Raw genomic sequence first — 22,170 nt, 5'->3', positions numbered from 1 at the left:
GAATAAAAGCCACCTTTTCGGGTGGCTTTTATACGAAAATATCGGAAGGAAAGTAATAACTAGAAACAATATTTACGGATCGATTTACTCAGAACATCAATTGTAGGGTCAATAAAATCGAAGCTTAAGAACTCATCCGGTTGGTGAGCTTGGTCGATTGAGCCTGGGCCTAACACTAAGGTTGGACATAACTCCTGAAGGAAAGGTGCTTCAGTACAATAGTTCACAGTTTGAGATTCGGTTTCACACACCGATTCCATGCCACCGATAAATGGATGATCGTGCTGACACTCGTAACCCGGAATCGGCTCATGCAGGGGAGTAATCTCAATCCTGCCCGGCCATTTTGCTTCTACTTCCTTGAGCGCGCTGCGCAGCATGTTATCCAAACCATCTAAGCTGATGCCCGGTAAAGGACGAACGTCGTAGTGTAATTCACAACAACCACAGATTCGGTTAGCGCTATCTCCTCCGTGAATATGCCCAAGATTTAGAGTAGGGCTTGGTATCGCGAAGCCCGGGTGATGGTACTCCTTGACTAACTTGTCACGCAACTGCATTAAAGCAAATAACACTTCATGCATGATCTCGATGGCGTTAACGCCTAAAGCTGGATCTGAAGAGTGACCTGATTTACCCGTTACTCGTACTGCGTTGGCGACATGGCCTTTATGACCACGAATCGGCACTAGGCTGGTTGGCTCACCAATAATGCAGTAGTCCGGTTTAAACGGCGCATTTTCAGTGAAATGACGTGCACCTAGCATAGTGGTTTCTTCGTCACACGTTGCTAAAACATAAAGTGGCTTGGTTTGCTTGCTCCAATCCATTTTCTTCGCAGCTTCATAAACGAAGGCAAAAAAGCCTTTCATATCGGCGGTGCCTAATCCGTAGAAGCGGTTGTTGTGTTCTGTCAATGCGTGAGGGTCGAAGTTCCAACGCCCTTCATCGAATGGCACGGTATCGCTGTGTCCTGCAAGCAATAAGCCCCCTTCGCCAGAACCCATCTTTGCGACCATATTATGCTTGCCGGGTTCGACTTCCACGACCTCAACGCTAAAGCCTACGTCTTTAAACCATTGAGCCATTTTTTCGATCACTTTCTCGTTGCCATGATCCCAGCTTGGATCTGTTGAGCTAATGGAGTCGGTGGAAATTAGGCCTTTATAGACCTCAAGGAAACTCGGTAATTGCATAATATCTTCACTTCTACTATTGACAGGAAAACCATAAGTCGGTAAAACACATATTAAATCATATTTAATGCATAAGAAATCAAATATAGCTAAAAATTAAGTATGAATAGTCAAATTTGAAATGTAACTTACCTCAAGAATGGATGTGTTGAGATGTTGAAAACCACGATCATTGGTGCAAGCGGCTATACAGGAGCAGAACTGGCTCTAATGATAAACAGACACCCTGAGCTCACGCTATCAGGTTTATATGTCTCAGCCAATAGTGTAGATGCGGGCAAACCTATCGCTGCACTGCACGGTAAGTTAGCTGGCCTGATTGATATGCCAGTACAACCTTTAACAAATCCGGAAGAAGTGGCTAAACAGTCTGATGTGATTTTTCTAGCAACGGCACACGAAGTCAGTCACGACCTAGCGCCCATTTTTCTAGAGAACGATTGCCAAGTTTTCGACCTATCGGGTGCATTCAGAGTTAAAGGTGAAAACTTCTATCAAGAGTTTTACGGTTTTGAACATCAACACGAACAATGGCTAGACAAAGCGGCTTACGGTTTAGCGGAATGGAACGAACAAGAAATAAAAGAAGCTCAGCTTGTTGCGGTAGCGGGTTGTTACCCAACGGCATCACAACTGGCGATTAAGCCTTTGGTTGAAGCCAAGTTACTTGATGAGAACCAATGGCCAGTGATTAACGCAACCAGCGGTGTAACTGGTGCAGGCCGCAAGGCGACCATGGTTAACAGCTTCTGCGAAGTGAGCCTGCAAGCTTATGGCGTCTTCAATCACCGTCATCAACCTGAAATGGTCGCACATTTAGGATGTGATGTGATTTTCACCCCGCACCTCGGCAACTTTAAGCGTGGCATTTTAGCGACCATTACCATGAAACTGGCTGACGGTGTGACAGAACAACAGATACAAGATGCCTTCGAGCAAGCTTATCAAGGTAAGCCAGCCGTGAGATTGCTCGAAGAGACATTGCCAAGAATTCAAGATGTAGAACAGACACCTTTCTGCGATTTAGGCTGGAAGGTACAAGGTCAGCACATCATCGTTGTTTCGGCGATTGATAACTTATTAAAGGGTGCATCTAGCCAAGCGATGCAGTGTTTAAATTTACGTTATGGTTTTGCGCCATTAACTGCGTTAGTGTAAGGGAATCTAGATATGAGCCTTAATAATCAACCATTAATCATAAAGTTAGGTGGCGCTGCGCTATCTTGTGGTGAAACACTTAGCAAGTTATTTGGTGCGATTTCAGCTTACCAACAACAGGCACAGCGACCAATCGTGATTGTTCACGGCGGTGGTTACCTTGTTGATGATTTGATGAATAAGTTGAACCTCGAAACCGTTAAGAAAGAGGGGCTTCGTGTTACTCCTTATGATCAGATCCCTGTTATCGCTGGCGCGCTAGCGGGCACGGCTAACAAACTACTTCAAGGTCAGGCGATTAAAGACGGTATCAATGCCGTTGGTTTGAGCCTTGCAGATGGTGGTTTATGCAAAGTGAGCGAACTGAACCCTGAACTGGGCGCGGTAGGTAAAGCGGAGCCGGGCGACTCAACCGTCCTGCAAGCGATTCTTAATGCGGGCGCACTGCCAATCATTAGCTCAATTGGTCTGACTGAGCAAGGCCAACTGATGAACGTTAATGCCGACCAAGCTGCGGTTGCCGTTGCAGGCGCGCTTGATGCTGAACTGGTACTGCTTTCTGATGTAAGTGGTGTGTTGGATGGCAAAGGTCACCTGATTCCAAGCCTTAATCAACAACAAGCTGATGACCTTATTACAGGCAAAGTGATTACCGATGGCATGATCGTGAAAGTACAAGCTGCACTAGAAGCCGCTAATGACCTTGGACGACCAATCGAGGTTGCCACTTGGCGATACCCAGAAAAACTGACACAACTTTTTGCAGGTAAAAGCATAGGAACGCAGTTTTTACCTCAGTAGACCTCACAACGAGTCACTACTTAAAGAATTTAGACAAATAAATTTAACACATAATAATGAAGTCATTTCCAACGCTGACCGCCATGTGCAGTATGGAAACTAGGAGAAAGAAAATGAGCAAAGTTAACGTAAAGAAAGTTGTAGTAGCCTACTCTGGCGGTCTAGACACATCAGTAATCATTCCATGGTTGAAAGAGAACTATGATTGCGAAGTTATCGCATTTGTTGCAGATGTAGGCCAAGGCGATGAAGAGCTGATTGGTATTGAAGAGAAAGCAAAAGCATCTGGTGCTTCTGAGTGTTACATCGCTGACCTTAAAGAAGAGATGGTGGCAGATTACATCTACCCAACGCTGAAAACGGGCGCTTACTACGAAGGTAAATACCTACTAGGTACTTCAATGGCTCGTCCAATTATCGCGAAAGCTCAGGTTGAGGTTGCACGTAAAGTCGGTGCAGACGCACTGTGTCACGGCTGCACAGGTAAGGGGAACGACCAAGTTCGTTTTGAAGGCGCATTTGCTGCTCTCGCACCAGACTTACACGTAATTGCACCATGGCGTGAATGGGATCTAGTGAGCCGTGAAGAGTGTCTAGATTACTTAGCTGAACGTAACATCCCTTGTACGGCTTCTCTTACTAAGATCTACTCGCGTGATGCAAACGCATGGCATATATCTACAGAGGGCGGCGTGCTAGAAAATACATGGAACGCACCGGATGAAGATTGCTGGGCTTGGACTGTAGACCCAGAGCAAGCGCCAAACGAATCTGAAACTGTGACGCTTAAAGTTGAAAAAGGTGAAGTGGTAGCGGTTGATGGCGAAACAATGACGCCATACAACGCACTGGTTTACCTAAATGAGAAGGGTGCGAAGCACGGTGTTGGTCGTATCGATATCGTAGAAAACCGTCTTGTTGGCATGAAGTCTCGTGGTTGTTACGAAACTCCAGGTGGCACAATCATGATGGAAGCACTGCGTGCAGTAGAGCAACTGGTTCTTGATAAAGCGGCATTCGAATTCCGTGAAGAGCTAGGTGTTAAAGCTTCTCACCTTGTATACGACGGTCGTTGGTTCACTCCGCTATGTAAGTCAATTCTTGCGGCAACAGATGAACTAGCACAAGACGTAAATGGTGAAGTGGTTATCAAACTTTACAAAGGCCATGCAACGGTGACTCAGAAGCGTTCTGACAACAGCCTGTACTCAGAAGAGTTTGCAACCTTTGGTGAAGATGAAGTTTACGACCAAAGCCACGCTGAAGGCTTTATCCGTCTTTACTCGCTATCAAGCCGTATCCGTGCTCTGAATAGTCAAAAGTAATCCTAACCATGAGTTAGTAAGCTAGCCTTTTACGAATAACGGAAGGTTAGCAAATAGACATTATTATGCAAAGCCCATCCACTATTGACTAGTGAATGGGCTTTTTTCTATCTATTAGTCTAATAAATCAGCTTCGGTTTTTATCATTGAATGGCATATAATTCGCGAATCACGCTGAAAATAAATAGTGGATTAAATCATTGATGAATAAATATGTGAAAATAATGAATTAATACTTTATTTTCATTTTGAATTGCCGTAAGTTTAAACCATCAGAAAAATACTGAATTTTAATCAGAATTATCATTTGCAAAAACAGTGAGCACTGTGCAATTAGGAGATACACAATGGCATTATGGGGCGGTAGATTTACCCAAGCAGCAGACACCCGGTTTAAAGATTTTAACGATTCTCTTCGTTTTGATTACCGATTGGCTGAGCAAGACATTGTGGGCTCAATTGCCTGGTCTAAAGCTCTACTGTCGGTCAACGTATTAACAGAAGAAGAGCAACAGAAGCTTGAGTTAGCGTTGAATGAGCTAAAACTTGAGGTGATGGAAGATCCTGAACAGATTCTACGTTCTGATGCAGAAGATATTCACAGCTGGGTCGAGCAACAACTTATCGGCAAAGTCGGTGACTTGGGCAAAAAACTTCACACTGGCCGTTCTCGTAATGACCAAGTGGCCACAGACCTTAAACTATGGTGTCGTCAGCAAGGTAACCAACTGCTACTTGCATTGGATCGCCTACAAAGCCAAATGGTGAACGTCGCTTCTCAGCATCAAGAAACCGTACTTCCTGGCTACACTCACTTACAACGTGCTCAGCCGGTAACTTTTGCTCACTGGTGCTTGGCTTACGTTGAAATGCTTGAGCGTGATTATTCTCGTTTGAATGATGCGATTAAGCGTCTAGATACATGTCCGCTGGGTTCTGGTGCCCTTGCTGGAACTGCTTACCCGATGGACCGTGAAGAGTTAGCTCACAACTTAGGTTTCCATCGTGCAACGCGTAACTCTCTAGATTCAGTATCTGACCGTGATCATGTGATGGAGCTGATGTCGATTGCATCTATTTCTATGCTTCACCTTTCGCGTCTTGCAGAAGATATGATTTTCTACAACTCGGGTGAATCGAACTTCATCGAGTTAGCAGATACCGTGACATCAGGTTCATCTCTGATGCCACAAAAGAAAAACCCAGATGCGCTAGAGCTTATCCGTGGCAAAACTGGCCGTGTATACGGTTCATTAGCCGCAATGATGATGACAGTGAAAGCTCTGCCTTTGGCGTACAACAAAGACATGCAAGAAGATAAAGAAGGTCTGTTCGACGCTTTAGATACTTGGAATGATTGTATGGAAATGGCTGCTCTTTGTTTTGACGGCATTAAAGTGAACGGCGAACGTACACTTGAAGCAGCAAAACAAGGTTACGCGAACTCAACAGAACTGGCTGATTACTTAGTAGCGAAAGGCATTCCTTTCCGTGAAGCTCACCACATTGTTGGTGTAACAGTCGTCGCAGCTATTGCTAAAGGCTGCGCATTAGAAGAGTTAACCATCGCAGAGATGAAAGAGTTCTCTGAGGTGATTGAAGAGGATGTGTATGACATCCTGACCATTGAATCGTGTCTTGAAAAACGTAGTGCGCTAGGCGGTGTATCACCACAACAAGTGGCTTACGCGGTTGACCAAGCAGAGAAGCGTTTATCACAGCGTGATACTTCTATCGTTAAGGTTCGTTCTGCTCGTCTGACCGATATTGAAGCGTTGGAAGGCATGGTGGCCTACTGGGCGAATATGGGTGAAAACCTGCCTCGTTCTCGTAATGAACTGGTGCGTGATATTGGTTCGTTTGCCGTCGCAGAGCATCATGGAGAGGTGACAGGTTGTGCATCACTTTATGTGTATGACTCTGGCTTAGCGGAAATCCGTTCGTTAGGTGTTGAAGCTGGTTGGCAAGGCCAAGGGCAGGGCACCGCGATTGTGCAGCACTTGGTTGATAAAGCGCGACAAATGGCGATCAAGAAGGTGTTTGTGCTGACTCGTACCCCAGAGTTCTTTATGAAGCATGACTTTTTACCGACATCAAAATCTCTGTTGCCTGAGAAGGTACTGAAAGATTGTGATCAGTGTCCTCGCCAACATGCATGTGATGAAGTGGCGTTGGAAGTGAATTTGGTTGAACAGATCATCGCAAAGGTGAATGTTGCATAAGGCATTGATTTTATGGCACCTAAAAAAAAGATCAAAAATCTGATCTTTTTTGGGAACAAACTAAGAAAAGTCCGGTCTATTAAAGTACCACTGCTTTTTCTTAGAATTTTCTAAGAAAGCCCTAGAATCGATTGGTTCTGGGGCTTTTTTCTATCTGCTGTTTGGGAAATGAGGGTAGGTCGTTAAATCAAAGCACTATCGGGTCATTGAATCGAACATCTAGCCATTATCGTTTATCTAATCAAGTCTTTCTGCTAACGCTTCTTTTCCCTTAAAGGCAGCACGAAAAATTTCATTATCCAATGCAACCACAACAACCCACTGAACGTGAAAGCGGCCATCATCAACGCGATGGCATTGATGGTTTTTGGGTCTTCTTTGAAAAATAACCACCACGCTCCCCAACTTAAAATCGACAACACCATCAGTTGGTTCATACAACGTTGGCAGCGGCCGAGTTTGTTACGGATTTTTTCACTTTTATTGCAATGAATGCATGTCATCTTAGGTTTGATTCGCGTTATGCTTGTTGCCTTGATAATAACACGTCACAAGATATTGGATCACGGTGACACAGAGAGAGAAAGTCGATGATTGAGCGCCAAGAAACCAAACAACGCATGAGCCGTATTGTTAAACACAACGGCACTATCTACCTATGTGGCCAGGTGTGTGCTGATGCAACTAAAGACATCACAGAACAAACACAAACGATGCTAGATAAAGTGGAAGCCCTACTTGAGCAAGCGGGCAGCGATAAAGAGCACATGCTGTCAGCAACGATTTACTTGAAAGACATGAAAGACTTCCAAGAAATGAACGCAGTATGGGATGCATGGGTACCTGAAGGCCACGCTCCAGCTCGCGCATGTGTGACTGGCGACATGGCTCGTGAAGCGCTACTTGTTGAGATCTCTGTGATTGCCGCTGAGAAGTAATGGCTTAAAGCTTTTAGTGACGCAATGGCTTCAAGAGATTCCAGATACCTCGTCCCTCGGTTTTGAAATGACGAGTTTAACTTTAGATTAGCTGATGCGTTTAGCCAAAACAAAAAGGAAAGCCAATGGCTTTCCTTTTTAGTATCTAGCGTTTGTTAACTGACTAACGATAGTCTGAGATTAACAGCCCGGACCACAATCCAGACAGTGTTTCACCATCTCTGGACCTAGGTGCAGTTTCGCATTGAGGTCACGTAGTGCAGTTCGTACACCTTCTTCGATTACTGGGTGGTAGAACGGCATGTCTAGCATTTCAGAAACCGTCATCTTGTTCTGGTGTGCCCATGCTAACAAGTGCGCCAAGTGTTCTGCGTTTGGTCCCATCATTTCAGCACCAAGGAAACGGCCTGTACCTTGCTCGCCGTAAACGTGCAGAATACCTTTGTTGCGTAGCATCACTCGTGAACGACCTTGGTTCTCGAAAGACACTTCACCCGTTGCGAAACAGCCACATGTGCCTAGGCGGGTGGTGATCTCTTTGTACGTTTCACCAACCATCGCGATTTGCGGGTCAGAGAATACCGCCGAGATTTTAGAGCGGCGTAAGCCTGCACGAATCTCAGGGAAACGACCTGCGTTGTCACCGGCAATACGCGCTTGGTCTGCTGCTTCATGCAGTAGAGGCAGTTGGTTACTCGCATCACCAGCGATAAATACTGATGGTAGCGATGTTTGTAGCGTGTAGTGGTCTGCAACTGGCACACCACGTTCATCAAGTTCTAGAGAGGTATTTTCTAGGCCAAGCTTATCAGTGTTAGGGCGACGGCCTGTAGCTGCCAGTACGTATTCAACGATGTTAGTTTCTAATTCACCTTGCTTATTGATGAACTGGATTTCGACGCGAGCTTCACCCGATTCTGTGGTAATGCGTTTCATGCTTTCGATTTTCACGTCGGCATCTAGGTAGAACTCTTCATTGAAGGCTTTGTCTGCGTAAGCCATGATCTCTGGGTCGGTTACTGGGCCAACTTGACCACCTAAACCGAACAGTTTTGTTTTCACACCCAAGCGGTGTAGTGATTGACCAAGCTCTAGGCCAATAACGCCCGGGCCAAATACCGCCACTGATTCTGGTAAATCATCCCAGCTGAATACGTCATCATTAATGATCAGACGGTCACCAAGTTCATTCCAAACTGCAGGGTATGCAGGGCGAGAACCTGTTGCGATAACAATACGCTTAGCCGTCACAACTGTGTGGTCATCGATTTGTAGCGTGTTGTCATCTAAGAACTTTGCGTAGCCAGAGATCTTGTCTTGCTCTGGGATTTCATCAACACCTTCTAAAACAAAACCAACAAAACGGTCACGTTCAAACTTCACTCGGTCCATCACTTCACGGCCGTTAATCACGATATCCCCTTGTGGGTGAACGCCAAAAGCCGGAGCTTTCTCAATTTGGTGTACACTTTCAGCCGCTGCAATAAGCAGTTTAGATGGCATACAACCAACACGAGCACAGGTTGTACCGTAAGGGCCGCCTTCAATCATCACAACACTGTCAGTGTGTGCTTTTGCAGCGCGGTAAGAACCTAAACCTGCCGTACCGCCCCCGATAACTGCTACATCTACATTGACTTGTTTCATAATAATTTTCTCGCAATAGCTAAATTTAGTTTGAACGAACCCCTCCAACTCTGGTGATTTTTTGAGAGTCAGGATAACGGGCAGGTTTTGTGATTCTGTTTTATTAGGTTTAGCTTGTCGCTCTGCCTTTATTGCTAACTGCTTCTTGTTACTAACTATAGGTTAGTTAAAGACGGGCGAGTCACAAGCTATATTCTTTTCCAAAGCTCAGATAAGAGTGTTTGGAATAGCTAACCCACAAGAGGGTGGGTTAGCTGATATTGCTTAGTTAACTTAACGATTAAGCTTATATCGATGGTAAGTCATTAACCTAGGAAAGCTTCAAGTTCTTCGCTACCACCGATGTGTTTGCCACCGATGAATACTTGTGGAACCGTTGTGCGACCAGAGATTGCACGTAGGCTTACTGTTGTCGCGTCTTTACCTAGTACTACTTCTTCGTAGTTCAAACCTTTGTCGATTAGGTTCTGCTTCGCTTTCATACAGAAAGGACAGCCTGGCTTAGTGAATACTGTGATTGACTCTTGCTCTTTGTGCTCAGGAGCAATGTAGTTAAGCATAGTATCTGCATCAGAAACCTTGAACGGGTCGCCTGGTACGTCTTCTTCGATGAACATTTTTTCTACCACGCCGTTTTTAACCAGCATGCTGTAGCGCCATGAACGTTTGCCGAAGCCGATGTCGTTTTTCTCAACTAGCATGCCCATACCGTCTGTGAAATCACCGTTACCATCTGGGATGAATGTGATTTTTTCAGCTTCTTGGTCTGCTTTCCAAGCGTTCATTACGAATGTGTCGTTTACTGAAACACATAGAATGTCATCAACACCGTTATCTTTGAATACAGAATGTAGCTCGTTGTAACGAGGTAGGTGGCTTGAAGAACATGTCGGTGTAAACGCACCTGGTAAGCTGAATACGATAACTGTCTTATCTTTGAATAGCTCTTCCGTCGTTACGTTAACCCATGCATCGCCTTGGCGAGTTGGGAATGTTACTTGAGGGATTGATTGACCTTCTTTAGATGCAAACATATTGATTTCCTTAAATAGTATTTTGAATTTTGTTCTATCAGAGCTTAACGTTTTTCTTTGCTCTGTTTCGTTTCGTTGAGCCCATTATTAGACAAATCCTTTGATAGCTCTAATCGTTTGATGTTATGGTTTTGATAGGTAAATTCTATCAAGAGCATTTTTCTTTTAAATGTTTCTATTAGAACCCTTGTTCTTATTAAAACCTGAGGTAAGAGACTGATCATGAACATTCGTGACTTTGAATACTTGGTGGCGCTCGCAGAGCATAAACACTTCCGAAAAGCGGCAGAAGCGTGCTTTGTCAGTCAGCCGACACTAAGCGGTCAAATACGCAAACTAGAAGATGAAATTGGACTTCAGTTAACCGAGCGTAGTCCAAGGAAGGTAATATTTACAGAATCAGGGTTACAACTTGTTGAACAAGCCAAGCGTATTCTCAATGAAGTGAAAACTTTTAAAGATATGGCGAGTGGACACGGTGAAGCGATGACGGGGCCGATGCACATTGGTTTTATTCCGACCGTTGGCCCTTATATTTTACCTAAGATCATTCCTCATCTTAAAGATAGCTTTCCCGATCTTGAGCTTTACCTGCATGAAGCGCAGACCCATCAGCTAGTGAGTCAACTTGAAGATGGCAAGCTTGATTGTTTGGTATTGGCTGCAGTTGATGAAACGGCGGCGTTCAAAGAGATTGATGTGTATAACGAACCGTTAAGCGTCGCAGTACCGTGTGATCATGAGTGGGCTAAGCAAGACACTGTTGATATGCTGCAGTTAAATGGACAAACCGTACTTGCACTGGGCGATGGCCACTGCTTGCGAGACCAAGCCTTAGGCTTCTGTTTTGCTGCGGGTGCAAAAGATGATGAGCGCTTTAAAGCGACCAGCTTAGAAACGCTGCGTAACATGGTGGCGGCAGGGGCAGGTATTACCTTGCTTCCTCAGCTATCGGTACCGAAGGAAAAACAGAAAGATGGTGTGTGTTACGTTCCAGCGGTGAACCCAACACCTTCACGTCGCATTGTTGTTGCCTACCGACCGGGCTCTCCGTTAAAGGGGCGCTTTGAGCAATTGGCTGAGGCTATCCGAACTCAATTAGATAAAGCTGTTTAGTAATTTAAATCGTAGATAGCTCTGATTATAGACACAAAAAAAGGGTTGATATGAATACATATCAACCCTTTTTGTTGGTTCATGTTACTTGGTTCAACAAACCCTAACTAGAACAGCTCTTCTACTGCTTCACCTGATGACGTTGAGTAGATGTCATCATTGAAACGTTCAGTAATGTACTCGGTTGGCTCAGTGCCTTTCTCGAAATACTCGAACATTGATGAGCTATCAAACTTGTTGGTCAGTAAGCCAGTTTCACGGTCGATACGAACGCGAACGATATTTTCTGGAAGCTCTTTACGTTGTGCCGGAACACCCGCTAACGCTGTGCCCATGAAATCAACCCATGCCGGCTCTGCTGTTTTAGCGCCCGCTTCTGCACCTGTAATTTGATTTTTACCAAGGTTAGAGTTCGCTTTGGTTCGACCTAGGTTACGGTTGTGGTTGTCAAAGCCAACCCATACCGTTGCAACCATGCCAGGGCCGTAACCGCTGTACCAAGTATCTTTCGAGTCATTGGTGGTACCGGTTTTTCCGCCAATATCGCGACGCTTCAGCGGTTGAGCACGCCAACCTGTACCATTCCAGCCTGTGCCAGCACTCCAGTCACCGCCGCCCCAGATATTGCTGTACATCATTTCACGAACAAGGAACGCGTTCTGCTCAGTGATCACTTGGGGTGCGTACTGTACTTGGGCATCCACATCTTGCTCGGCAAACTCATCAGCCATTGAATCTGAGGTCATTGGCTGTTGGCAATCGTCTTTACACACTACTTTCGGTGTCGCTTGGAATTCAGTCTCACCAAATGGTGTTTCAATGCGGCTGATGTAGAAAGGTTCAACGTAGTAGCCGCCATTAGCGAATACTGAGTAACCTTGAGCTACCTTCATTGGCGTTAAGCTACCCGCACCCAGAGCAATGGTTTCAGAGCGCGGTACTTCGTCAATATCAAAACCAAATCGAGTTAGGTAGTTACGAGTATCATCCAAGCCCACTTCGCGCAGTACACGTACTGCCATTACGTTTTTAGATTGAGCTAAGCCAATACGTAAACGAGTTGGACCCACATAGGTCGGTGGTGAGTTCTTTGGTCGCCATGCCGTGCCTTGGCTCTTATCCCATTGATTGATAGGCGCATCGTTGATCAGTGAGGCTAGCGTTAAGCCTTTCTCAATCGCTGCTGAGTAGATAAATGGTTTGATACCAGAACCCACCTGACGAATAGATTGCGTTGCACGGTTGAACTTGTTGTGTACAAAGTTAAAGCCACCCACCATTGACAATACCGCGCCGTTGTTCGGGTTCATTGCAACAAATGCGGTGTTCGCATTCGGTACTTGGCTTAGTCGCCATACAATCGGTGTTTCAGGTTCAGTTGTTGTTTCTTCGGTAGGCTCTTCAGATACTTCATCGCCTGTTACTGCTTCATGGCGAACCCAAATTTGCTCACCCACAGCCAAAATCTCTTTCGCTTGAGAAGGCGCTGGACCTTGGCGGTTGTCCGTTAGGAATTTACGCGCCCAATTCATGCCTTGCCACTCGATAGTGCCTTCACCTTGGTTCTTAACCCAAACTTGAGCGCTTTTCGAATCAACAGCGGTTACAACTGCTGGTACTAAGTCACCATAGGTTGGTTGAGATTTAAGGTGCTTAACGATTTGTTCATGATCCCAAGCTGATTGCGCCGTTTGCCATAATACTTTTTCAGCACCACGGTAACCGTGACGCTCATCGTAGCCGAGTAGGTTCTTAATCGCGGCTTGGTTCGCTGCTTTTTGCAGTTTTGAATCAACGGTCGTGTAAACCTTCATGCCTGATGTGTAAGCGGCTTCACCATAGCGTTCAACCATCCAAGCTCGTGCAACTTCTGCTACATACGGCGCGCTCAGTTCAATCTCGGCACCGTGATATTTCGAGATAAGTTCTTCACTGCGAGCGTCATCGTACTCTGATTGAGTGATGTATTTTTCGTCTAGCATACGACGTAACACCACGTTACGACGGTTGGTCGCACGCTCAACAGAATAAATAGGGTTCATAGTTGAAGGTGCTTTGGGCATGCCCGCAAGCGTTGCCAATTCACTTAAAGTGAGTTCAGGAAGATCCTTACCAAAATAAACACGCGCTGCTGCGCCGAAACCATATGAACGGTGACCAAGGAAGATCTTGTTTACGTAAAGCTCCATGATTTCTTCTTTACTCAGAAGTTGCTCTATGTGGATCGCAATGAAGATCTCTTTGATTTTACGCATGATCTTTTTCTCATTAGATAAGAAGAAGTTACGCGCAAGCTGCTGAGTAATGGTACTTGCCCCTTGTTTGGCTGAACCGGACATAGCAACCACGAGTGCTGCTCGAGTGATACCAATTGGATCAATACCAGGGTGCTCGTAGAAGCGGCTATCTTCGGTAGCAATCAAAGCTTCAACTAGGTGGCGAGGAATCTCGTCATAAGTCACGGGATTACGACGCTTTTCACCAAATTGAGAGATCAATTTACCGTCTTGACTGAAGACTTGCATTGGCGTTTGGAGTTCTACGTCACGCAAAGTGGCAACATCAGGTAACTCTGGTTTTACGTAATAGTAAAACCCGAAAATTGTACTGACTCCAAGAATCATGCAAATCAATGTAAATATGAATAATCGCTTTATGAACTTCACCGGATAATCCCTGATTAGTTAAGGCTGATAAGCAGCAAACCCTTGTACTCTAGGTTAAAAACTTAGCTTTCGTTTATTAACGCTTATTTAACTAATAATCACAACCCCTAGATAATCAACGAAATGCTTGGCACTTCAGGAGCTAGGTCACATGGGTTCATCATTAATTACAGGTATAGATATAAATCATCACAGCATCAAAGCCGTGGTACTAAAACCCGTGGGGGAGTTGTATGCCCTAGTGGGATACAAAGAGCTGCCGATTTCGGACGACATTTTTACAGCTAACCATACTTTGGAGTATCAGAAAACTGTTAAGAAACTTAAAGAACTTAGGAAAGGACTGCCTTTTGGCTGTCGCAACGTCGCCATTTCGGTACCCGATAACACGGTGATCAGCAAAGTACTGCAAATAGAGAGTGACTTAGAAGACAGAGAAAAGGAGTTTTCTATCTATCAAACCTTTGCTCATCAATCTCCCTTTCCTATCGAGGAGCTGAGTTTAGATTTTGTAAAGCTGGAAGACAAACGATTTGGTAAAGGATCGACAAGTAGCTATCAGATATATGCGACTCGTAAGGAAGTTGTAGACAGTCGAGCGGATGCTTTAAATAAAGCCGGATTTAAACCTGTTGTCATCGACACCCAAGCACATGGTCTGCTCAATATTTGGCAGTTGGCTTCACGCCTTTATCCTGAAAAAAGTAACTGGTTGCTGGTGGACGTGGGAGTTGACCAAACGTCGTTAGGCATTATCCCGCAGGATTCAGCACCTTTCTATAAAGACATCGCCTTTGGTACTCAAGATCTTCGCGGCACTGACAGCCCGAGTTATACAGAAGGTGTGTTCGGCAACGCAGAGGAGACACATCGGTTTATTGTCAATTTGGCTGAAAAGCTTAAGCGACAGTTGCAACTCTATTCCTCAGTGAATGCACTTGAGCCGATATCCGGGATCTGGCTGATGGGCGAAGGGGCCAGCATTCCGATGGTAGTTGAAGATCTAGAGCGCCATTTTCAGATGAGTTGTGAATCGCTCAATCCTTTATCGTTATTTGAGAATAAGGTGTCGAAGCGGCACCGATTGCCTGTGGACTGGCAACTGTTTGGGATTGCCGCGGGTATGGCGATGAGTGGACTCAAGTGGCAGGGAGAAAAGCATGTTGCATCAAATTAATCTACTGCCGTGGCGTGATGAGATTCGCGCTCAACACAAGAAGCGCTTTATCCACCTAGTCATTCTTGGCGTCATCATTGCACTTACAGGGCAATGGGCGGTTGGTCACTATTTTCAGGTTCAACAAGCCAAACAGCAAGCTCGCCTCAATTATCTTAATCAATACATTGCCGAGCTCGACCGACAAATTCAATCGTTAAAAGTTGCAGAACAAGAACACAAAGCCATTCTGACTCGACTTGATGTGGTGGAATCTTTGCAGCTTGGCCGTAATAAGACCACCGACTTTATGAATCTAATGCCGGAGCTGATTCCTGAGGGCGTGTATGTCGACAAGATAAAGATGAATGGTCAGGAGATTGAGATGGCAGGTATCAGCGACAGTACGGCTCGCCTCGCCACAATGTTGGACAATCTAGAGCGTTCTGATTCTCTTAAAAGGGTCGAGATGCACTCTATTATCCATAACCGAAAGCGCTTCAATAAAGAGTTTCAGACCTTCAAGGTCTCTTTTGTGTTTAGCCCTGTTTCTTTAGAAAACACAACCGCAGAGAGCGCAACCGCGAGCAGAAAAGAGAAGGGGACAAATCATGGCTAACCTTAAAAGTAGGATTAGCTGGCAAGATCTCGATGCTGATGAGATCACCGAATGGCCGTTGTTGCCCCAACTGCTCGTTATTCTGTTGCTGATGATATTAATCCAAGGTGTTGGGACTTGGTTGTATGTACTGCCTTTAGACGATGAACTGCAGCAGATGAAGCAGCAAGAGCAGACTTTGAAAGCAACGTTAAGGATAAAAGCGAACAAGGTTGCGGCTTTGCCTAAGCTTCAGAGTCAGTTGGATGAGCTGACTAGCCGTTACGATTATCTGTTAGAGCAGCTGCCCGTGCAAAAAGAGCTCGCCAGTATGTTGGCCTCAGTGAATGAACTTGGTTTGGATAATGCGCTGACCTTTACGCGCATTGATTGGGGTCAAAAGCAGAACAAGGAATTCCTCTATCGGTTACCCCTCAATATTGAGCTAACCGGTGATTACCATGAGATTGGCGATTTCTCCGCGGCCATCGCAAAACTGCCACGCATTATTAGCTTCGATGATGTGAATTGGCAGCGAGTCAGTCAAGAAAGCAGCACGCTACATTTCAGGGTTCGAGCTTACACCTATCAGTTTAAATCGGAGGTGAATGATGAAATTCAGTAGCGTCCTTTTGTCCCTATTGTTACTGCTTGTGCTTTCAGGCTGTAAAGCCAGTCAGGATTCGTTAGAAGATTTTGTGAGGCAAGTTGAAGCTAAGGCGAGAAAAGAGGTAGAAAAACTTGTCCCAGAAACGGAGTTCTTAGCCGCAACTTATCAACGCCACGCCTTTCGCCCTCCCTTTGAACTTCCTAAAGAAGCCATGGTTCAAAATCAACCCTTGGTGAAGAAAGACTGTTGGCAGCCGAACGCTCGTTCTCGTATTGGCAAGTTAGAAAAATACCCGCTGAGTAAGCTGCGTTTAAGAGGCGTAATGGGCAGTGGAACAAGCGTTTCAGGGTTAGTACAAACCCCAAAAGGGAACGTGGTCAATGTGAAAAAAGGTCAGTTTATTGGCTTAAACAATGGTCGAGTTACTAAGGTGACGAGCCAGTATGTACAGATTAATGAAACTCTTCCAGATGGTTTAGGTTGTTGGCATAAGCGCAACGTTAGGCTCGCTCTGAAGTAAACCAATGTCACATGATGTGGATATGAGATGTAAATATGATTAAAGGAATAAGTGGATTAGTGAGCAAGGCTCTACAAGGTTTTGCTGTGTCTGTGATGTTGGTGGTTAGCGTGTTCAGCTATGCCGAGAGCTTGCCAAATCAATTGGAAAATATTGATTTTAGGGTCAACAAGGAGAAAGACGCCGTCATCATTATCGAATTGGCAACCAGCACTGCTGTGGTGGATGTTCAACGTGCTCAGGAAGGTTTAAGTATCGAGTTACTCAATACTCAGGTGAATGACGATAAGCTTTACCTCCTGGATGTGAAGGACTTCGCGACCTCAGTTGAAGGTATTGAGGTGTATAAGGAAACGCCCAGTACGCGATTGTTGGCAACGATCGCTGGTGACTATCAATATGAATACAACTTAAAAGGTCGCTTTATTGAGGTAATGATCAGTAGGCCTACTATTGATGAAGTGACAATAGAGAAAAATGTTTTAGAAAAAGAAGGCAAGGTGATATCGATTAACTTCCAAGATATCCCTGTACGTAATGTTTTGCAGCTTATTGCTGATTACAACGATTTCAATCTCGTTGTTTCTGATTCAGTCACGGGTAATCTGACTTTACGTTTAGATGGTGTGCCTTGGCAGCAAGTTCTCGACATTATCTTGCAAGTTAAGGGGTTGGATAAGCGTGTTGATGGCAACGTTATCTTGGTGGCACCTAAAGCTGAGCTCGACCTTAGAGAGCAACAAGCGCTAGAGAAATCTCGTTTGGAAGAAGAGCTAGGTGAACTCAAGTCGGAAATCATCAAGATTAACTTTGCCAAAGCCACCGACATTGCCGACATGATTGGTGGGGAAGGGACGGTAAGCATGTTGTCCGAGCGAGGCTCGATTACCATTGATGAGCGAACTAACTCCCTGTTGATCCGTGAATTGGAAGAAAACATTGCGGTGATACGAGGTATTATTGAATCGCTAGACATTCCCGTGAAGCAAGTTCAGATAGAAGCACGTATTGTCACTGTTACTGAGGGTAATCTTGATGAACTAGGAGTGCGTTGGGGCGTTTCCTCGACCAACGGAAGCTTCAAAGTTGGCGGCTCGATAGAGGGCAACCATCCATCGCAAATTACACCGTATGACGATAATGGTGGGAATAGTGCGATTGACGATTTCCTCAACGTTAATTTAGGAGCAACTTCCCCGAGCGCGTCGAGTATTGCGTTTCAGGTAGCCAAGCTGGGTTCTGATACCTTGCTTGATCTTGAATTGTCAGCACTGCAACAAGAGTCGAAAGCAGAGATTATTTCTAGCCCACGCTTAATTACCACCAATAAAAAACCCGCTTATATTGAGCAAGGTACTGAAATCCCTTATTTAGAGTCTTCTTCAAGTGGTGCTACTTCAGTCGCATTTAAGAAAGCGGTATTGAGTCTCAAGGTGACTCCGCAGATCACACCCGACAATCGTTTGGTATTGGATTTGAGCGTGACTCAAGATAGGCCGGGGCAAGTGGTGAAAACCGGCACCGGTGAAGCTGTCGCTATTGATACGCAAAGAATTGGAACGCAAGTACTTGTTAATAATGGTGAAACGGTCGTGTTAGGTGGTATTTTTCAACACAGTGTGAGCAGCCAAGTTGATAAAGTTCCACTGTTAGGAGACCTTCCTGTTCTTGGCGCATTGTTCCGTCGTAGCTATGAAAATGTAGGCAAAAGTGAACTACTTATTTTTGTTACACCTAAAGTTGTGATTCAGTAATGAGCAATTAGATTAAAAATAAAGTTGCATTAGTGGCACCTAACCTTGATAATTTCGGGTCTTATCACGAATTATCTGTGAGGAATCGGTGCCACGGGCCTTTTAATTTCAGTACTTGTACTGACCTACCTTGTGGCGATGTCATTGAATTAACGTTGTAAATTACTGCTAAAAACATGGCTGAGAAACGCAATATTTTTCTTGTTGGCCCAATGGGCGCCGGCAAAAGTACAATTGGTAGACACCTAGCTTCCCAACTTCATATGGAGTTTCTAGACTCTGACACTGTGATCGAAGAGCGCACTGGCGCAGACATCGCATGGGTTTTTGATGTTGAGGGCGAAGATGGTTTCCGTAAGCGCGAAGAATCTGTAATCAACGATCTGACAGAAGAACAAGGTATTGTTCTTGCGACAGGTGGTGGTTCAGTGCTGAGCAAAGAAAACCGTAACCGTCTATCTGCACGAGGCATTGTTGTATACCTAGAGACAACAATTGAAAAGCAACTTGCTCGCACTAACCGCGACAAGAAACGCCCTCTACTTCAAACAGACAACCCGCGTGATGTGCTAGAAGATCTAGCTGTATCTCGCAACGCACTATACGAAGAAGTGGCGGACTACACAGTTCGTACTGACGACCAAAGTGCAAAAGTGGTAGCCAACCAGATCGTAAAAATGCTAGAAGAACGTTAAGTTCATTTTTCGGAGAGCAAACCCATGGAACGGATTACGGTCAATCTAGCTGAGCGTAGCTACCCTATCTCTATTGGCGCCGGGTTATTTGAAGACCCGGCGTACCTTTCTTTTTTATCAGGTAAGCAGAAAGTTGTTGTTATCAGTAATGTGACAGTAGCGCCTCTTTATGCTGATAAAATTTTATCGCTATTGGATCAAGTCGGCTGTCAGACATCTCTTTTAGAGTTGCCAGACGGTGAGCAATACAAAACACTTGAAACGTTCAACTCAGTGATGAGCTACATGCTTGAAGGAAATTACAGCCGCGATGTGGTGGTGATTGCTTTGGGTGGTGGTGTTATCGGTGATTTGGTCGGTTTTGCTGCCTCTTGCTACCAGCGCGGTATTGATTTCATTCAAATCCCGACGACCCTTCTTTCTCAAGTGGACTCCTCTGTGGGTGGTAAAACTGCAGTGAACCATCCCCTTGGCAAGAATATGATCGGCGCTTTTTACCAACCAAAATCTGTCATCATCGATACTAACTGCCTATCAACGCTTCCAGAGCGTGAGTTTGCAGCGGGCATGGCTGAGGTGATCAAATACGGCATCATTTACGATGAAGCCTTTTTTGGCTGGTTGGAACAGAATCTAGAGAAACTGTATCAACTTGATGAAGACGCACTGATTACCGCGATTGCTCGTTGTTGTGCAATTAAGGCTGAAGTGGTTGCTATCGATGAAAAAGAGTCAGGAATCAGAGCGTTATTGAACCTAGGTCATACATTTGGTCATGCGATTGAAGCAGAACTAGGCTATGGTAATTGGCTACATGGTGAAGCTGTGTCGTCAGGCACTGTAATGGCAGCAAAAACCGCCCAATTACAGGGACTGATTTCTCAGCAGCAACTTGAGCGAATTATTTCTATACTCAAGAATGCGAAACTACCAATCCATACGCCAGAAAGCATGTCTTTTGAAGACTTTATGAAGCACATGATGCGCGATAAAAAAGTGCTGTCTGGTCAGTTGCGTCTGGTATTACCAACAAGTATTGGTACTGCTGAAGTGGTTGCTGATGTACCTCAAGACATCATTAAACAAGCGATTGATTTCTGCCGTACTCTTTAAATTCGGTTGTGAGGTTGCCTAGCTAAACTCTAGGCAACTCAAGCGCTTTACAGATCGAACTTATCAGTAGGGATCCCCAATGAGTTTGGCTCATGATTTAAGAGTATTGGAGTTAGAGTCTCAAGTTGAGTTGCTAGAGCGTTTACAGCTTTTAACTAACTTTGGTTCAAACTTTGTAAATGTTGCTGGTAAAACGGGTTCTGGCCGATCTTGGTTAGCTCAGCGTTATCTTGAAGCATGGTCGACAGAAAAAAATCAGTGTTTACTGCTTTGTCACCCAAGCCAAGACGATCAACAGCGCCGCGCACTTATTCTTAGTCAGATTGTTTCTGACCCACTCTTTAATCAACATGATTCTTTATCTGATAGCCTTGCTAGGTTGCTGGATGGAGATACGTGTAATGTGCTTATTGTCATTGATGACGCCCACCGACTGTCTGAGCTACTGGTATCAGAATTATGGATGTTGGTACTTGAATCTCAATCAAACCCTCAATGGACGATTAATATCGTTCTGTTCTCGCAAACTGGTCACCTAGACACGCTATTAACACGACTTAGTTACGGTCAGCCGCACAAACCTATCGCCCTTGAGATCGATGATCTTTCGCAACCAGAAGCTGAACATTTCTTTGAGTCACTGGTGATTCGATATGTCGATGATGAGTCAGAATCTCGGGTGCGAAATGCATTTAAAAAAGCGCAACCTTTGCCCGGTGAGCTAATAGCCTTAGGAGAATTGAAAGTGGAAAAAAGGATTATTATTCGCTCAATCATTGGTTCACCTATCAATATTGCGATTGTGGTGGCGTTGTTGTTGCTTGTTATCGGCGGCGGTTACTGGTGGATGTTTAATCAACCAACGCCTGACGATAAAGCGCAATCTATTATCGCCCCTATTGAGCAGACAGTTATTCCAACGTTGGAAGTGGAAAATGTAACTGAGCAAGCCACAATCGACGGAACTGTCGATTCTGAAGCCGAAGTTGATATGAGTTATCAAGGTGCTGACGATGACAGCTCTTCTCTGCCGCCGGTCGTGGTTGAAGAGACAGCCAGTGTTGGTCAGGTAGAACAAGACCAGCAACGTGTGGTGATCACCTCTGATGTGGTCGATGCTTTGCTTGATGATAAACCTGAGAGTGTTGATACCAGTGCAATTGAAGCTGTAGTTGAAGAAAAGACAGATGCAGTCGTTATCCCGCAGCCTGATGTTGTGGAACGTGAGTCATTGCCGGCAACGAATGAAGGTTCAGAGCTAACACAATCAGCACCTCCGATAAAAAAAATCACATTTTCATTTGCACGCGAAGAGCTACAAGCTATCTCGCCGCGCGCTTATACCCTGCAGTTGAGTGCGATGACATCATTGGAAGATGTACAATCTTTCATTGAAGAGTATGAGCTTGAGAACAAGGTTCGTATTTACCCAACACTTCGTAACGACACCAAGTGGTTTATTATCACTTATCAAGATTACCCAACGATTCAAGTGGCGCGAGATGCGGCAAGTGCGTTATCAAAACCACTTCAACAGTTGGAACCTTGGGCAAAATCGATGAATCAAGTGCATCGAGAGATAGAACGTGCGAAATAACCCTGAGCTTAGCCTCAAAATATG

20 protein-coding genes are annotated in these 22,170 nt (G+C 45.0%); 14 read left to right on the top strand and 6 right to left on the bottom strand.

Annotation, left to right across the window (positions count from 1 at the left end; translation table 11 throughout):
- Nucleotides 1-59: 59 nt before the first annotated feature.
- Entirely contained in the window at nt 60-1,196 is a 1,137-nt protein-coding gene (gene argE / locus AB4513_RS04505; protein WP_009848891.1) for an acetylornithine deacetylase, read from the bottom strand.
- A gap of 153 nt (nt 1,197-1,349) precedes the next feature.
- On the opposite strand from argE, the gene argC reads away from it, so the two are divergent.
- The 4 genes from argC (at nt 1,350) to argH (ending at nt 6,702) form a co-directional block, all read left to right on the top strand.
- Entirely contained in the window at nt 1,350-2,354 is a 1,005-nt protein-coding gene (argC, locus tag AB4513_RS04500; RefSeq protein WP_102258061.1) for an N-acetyl-gamma-glutamyl-phosphate reductase, read from the top strand.
- 12 nt (nt 2,355-2,366) lie between these two features.
- Nucleotides 2,367-3,155 (top strand): acetylglutamate kinase, encoded by a 789-nt coding sequence (argB, locus tag AB4513_RS04495; protein WP_009848893.1) that lies wholly within the window; start codon nt 2,367-2,369, stop codon nt 3,153-3,155.
- Nucleotides 3,156-3,268: 113 nt separating this feature from the next.
- Entirely contained in the window at nt 3,269-4,480 is a 1,212-nt protein-coding gene (locus tag AB4513_RS04490; RefSeq protein WP_009848894.1) for an argininosuccinate synthase, read from the top strand.
- Between the two features lie 347 nt (nt 4,481-4,827).
- Nucleotides 4,828-6,702 (top strand): argininosuccinate lyase, encoded by a 1,875-nt coding sequence (argH, locus tag AB4513_RS04485; RefSeq protein WP_009848895.1) that lies wholly within the window; start codon nt 4,828-4,830, stop codon nt 6,700-6,702.
- 254 nt (nt 6,703-6,956) lie between these two features.
- Here the strand turns inward: argH and AB4513_RS04480 are convergent, their stop codons facing one another.
- Nucleotides 6,957-7,205: a DUF3624 domain-containing protein gene (locus AB4513_RS04480; RefSeq protein WP_032555354.1), complete on the bottom strand. Its 249-nt coding sequence runs from the start codon at nt 7,203-7,205 to the stop codon at nt 6,957-6,959.
- A gap of 87 nt (nt 7,206-7,292) precedes the next feature.
- Here AB4513_RS04480 and AB4513_RS04475 point away from each other — a divergent pair, with 87 nt between their 5' ends.
- On the top strand, nt 7,293-7,640 hold the full coding sequence (locus tag AB4513_RS04475; protein ID WP_004729674.1) for a RidA family protein: 348 nt from the start codon (nt 7,293-7,295) through the stop codon (nt 7,638-7,640).
- A gap of 180 nt (nt 7,641-7,820) precedes the next feature.
- Here AB4513_RS04475 and AB4513_RS04470 read toward each other — a convergent pair whose 3' ends face one another.
- From AB4513_RS04470 to AB4513_RS04460, 3 genes are all read right to left on the bottom strand, one after another.
- A complete protein-coding gene (locus AB4513_RS04470; protein ID WP_009848897.1) occupies nt 7,821-9,287 on the bottom strand; it encodes a dihydrolipoyl dehydrogenase in 1,467 nt (488 codons plus the stop codon).
- A 305-nt stretch (nt 9,288-9,592) separates the two neighbouring features.
- Nucleotides 9,593-10,321, bottom strand: a complete 729-nt coding sequence (locus tag AB4513_RS04465) for a glutathione peroxidase (protein ID WP_009848898.1) — start codon at nt 10,319-10,321, stop codon at nt 9,593-9,595.
- Between the two features lie 44 nt (nt 10,322-10,365).
- The gene (locus AB4513_RS04460; protein WP_017099997.1) at nt 10,366-10,545 is read right to left on the bottom strand and encodes a hypothetical protein; all 180 of its coding nucleotides are present in this window, start codon (nt 10,543-10,545) and stop codon (nt 10,366-10,368) included.
- On the opposite strand from AB4513_RS04460, the gene oxyR reads away from it, so the two are divergent.
- A complete protein-coding gene (gene oxyR / locus AB4513_RS04455) occupies nt 10,544-11,437 on the top strand; it encodes a DNA-binding transcriptional regulator OxyR (protein WP_009848900.1) in 894 nt (297 codons plus the stop codon). The genes AB4513_RS04460 and oxyR overlap by 2 nt on opposite strands.
- 107 nt (nt 11,438-11,544) lie before the next feature.
- Here oxyR and AB4513_RS04450 read toward each other — a convergent pair whose 3' ends face one another.
- Nucleotides 11,545-14,103, bottom strand: coding sequence for a penicillin-binding protein 1A (locus AB4513_RS04450; protein ID WP_032555356.1), 2,559 nt, complete (start codon nt 14,101-14,103; stop codon nt 11,545-11,547).
- A gap of 151 nt (nt 14,104-14,254) precedes the next feature.
- Between AB4513_RS04450 and pilM the strand changes: the two genes are divergently transcribed.
- The 8 genes from pilM to AB4513_RS04410 all read left to right on the top strand — a co-directional run bounded on the left by pilM (nt 14,255) and on the right by AB4513_RS04410 (nt 22,146).
- Entirely contained in the window at nt 14,255-15,280 is a 1,026-nt protein-coding gene (gene pilM / locus AB4513_RS04445) for a type IV pilus assembly protein PilM (protein ID WP_009848902.1), read from the top strand.
- Nucleotides 15,264-15,878, top strand: coding sequence for a PilN domain-containing protein (locus AB4513_RS04440; RefSeq protein WP_009848903.1), 615 nt, complete (start codon nt 15,264-15,266; stop codon nt 15,876-15,878). The genes pilM and AB4513_RS04440 overlap by 17 nt, the downstream gene beginning before the upstream one ends.
- Nucleotides 15,871-16,482, top strand: a complete 612-nt coding sequence (locus AB4513_RS04435) for a type 4a pilus biogenesis protein PilO (protein ID WP_009848904.1) — start codon at nt 15,871-15,873, stop codon at nt 16,480-16,482. The genes AB4513_RS04440 and AB4513_RS04435 overlap by 8 nt, the downstream gene beginning before the upstream one ends.
- Nucleotides 16,469-16,987: a pilus assembly protein PilP gene (locus tag AB4513_RS04430; protein WP_009848905.1), complete on the top strand. Its 519-nt coding sequence runs from the start codon at nt 16,469-16,471 to the stop codon at nt 16,985-16,987. The genes AB4513_RS04435 and AB4513_RS04430 overlap by 14 nt, the downstream gene beginning before the upstream one ends.
- A 35-nt stretch (nt 16,988-17,022) precedes the next feature.
- Entirely contained in the window at nt 17,023-18,741 is a 1,719-nt protein-coding gene (locus AB4513_RS04425) for a type IV pilus secretin PilQ (protein ID WP_102258060.1), read from the top strand.
- A 176-nt stretch (nt 18,742-18,917) separates the two neighbouring features.
- A complete protein-coding gene (aroK, locus tag AB4513_RS04420) occupies nt 18,918-19,436 on the top strand; it encodes a shikimate kinase AroK (RefSeq protein ID WP_009848907.1) in 519 nt (172 codons plus the stop codon).
- 24 nt (nt 19,437-19,460) lie between these two features.
- The gene (gene aroB, locus AB4513_RS04415; RefSeq protein WP_009848908.1) at nt 19,461-20,549 is read left to right on the top strand and encodes a 3-dehydroquinate synthase; all 1,089 of its coding nucleotides are present in this window, start codon (nt 19,461-19,463) and stop codon (nt 20,547-20,549) included.
- 79 nt (nt 20,550-20,628) lie between these two features.
- Entirely contained in the window at nt 20,629-22,146 is a 1,518-nt protein-coding gene (locus AB4513_RS04410; protein ID WP_009848909.1) for an SPOR domain-containing protein, read from the top strand.
- Nucleotides 22,147-22,170 lie beyond the last annotated feature (24 nt).

Origin of the sequence: Vibrio sp. 10N.222.54.E6 (assembly GCF_041473955.1) — a bacterium.
GTDB classification, from domain to species: domain Bacteria; phylum Pseudomonadota; class Gammaproteobacteria; order Enterobacterales; family Vibrionaceae; genus Vibrio; species Vibrio tasmaniensis_A.
The sequence above is the reverse complement of the archived record's forward strand: the minus strand, read 5'-3'. Positions and strand labels throughout refer to the sequence as shown.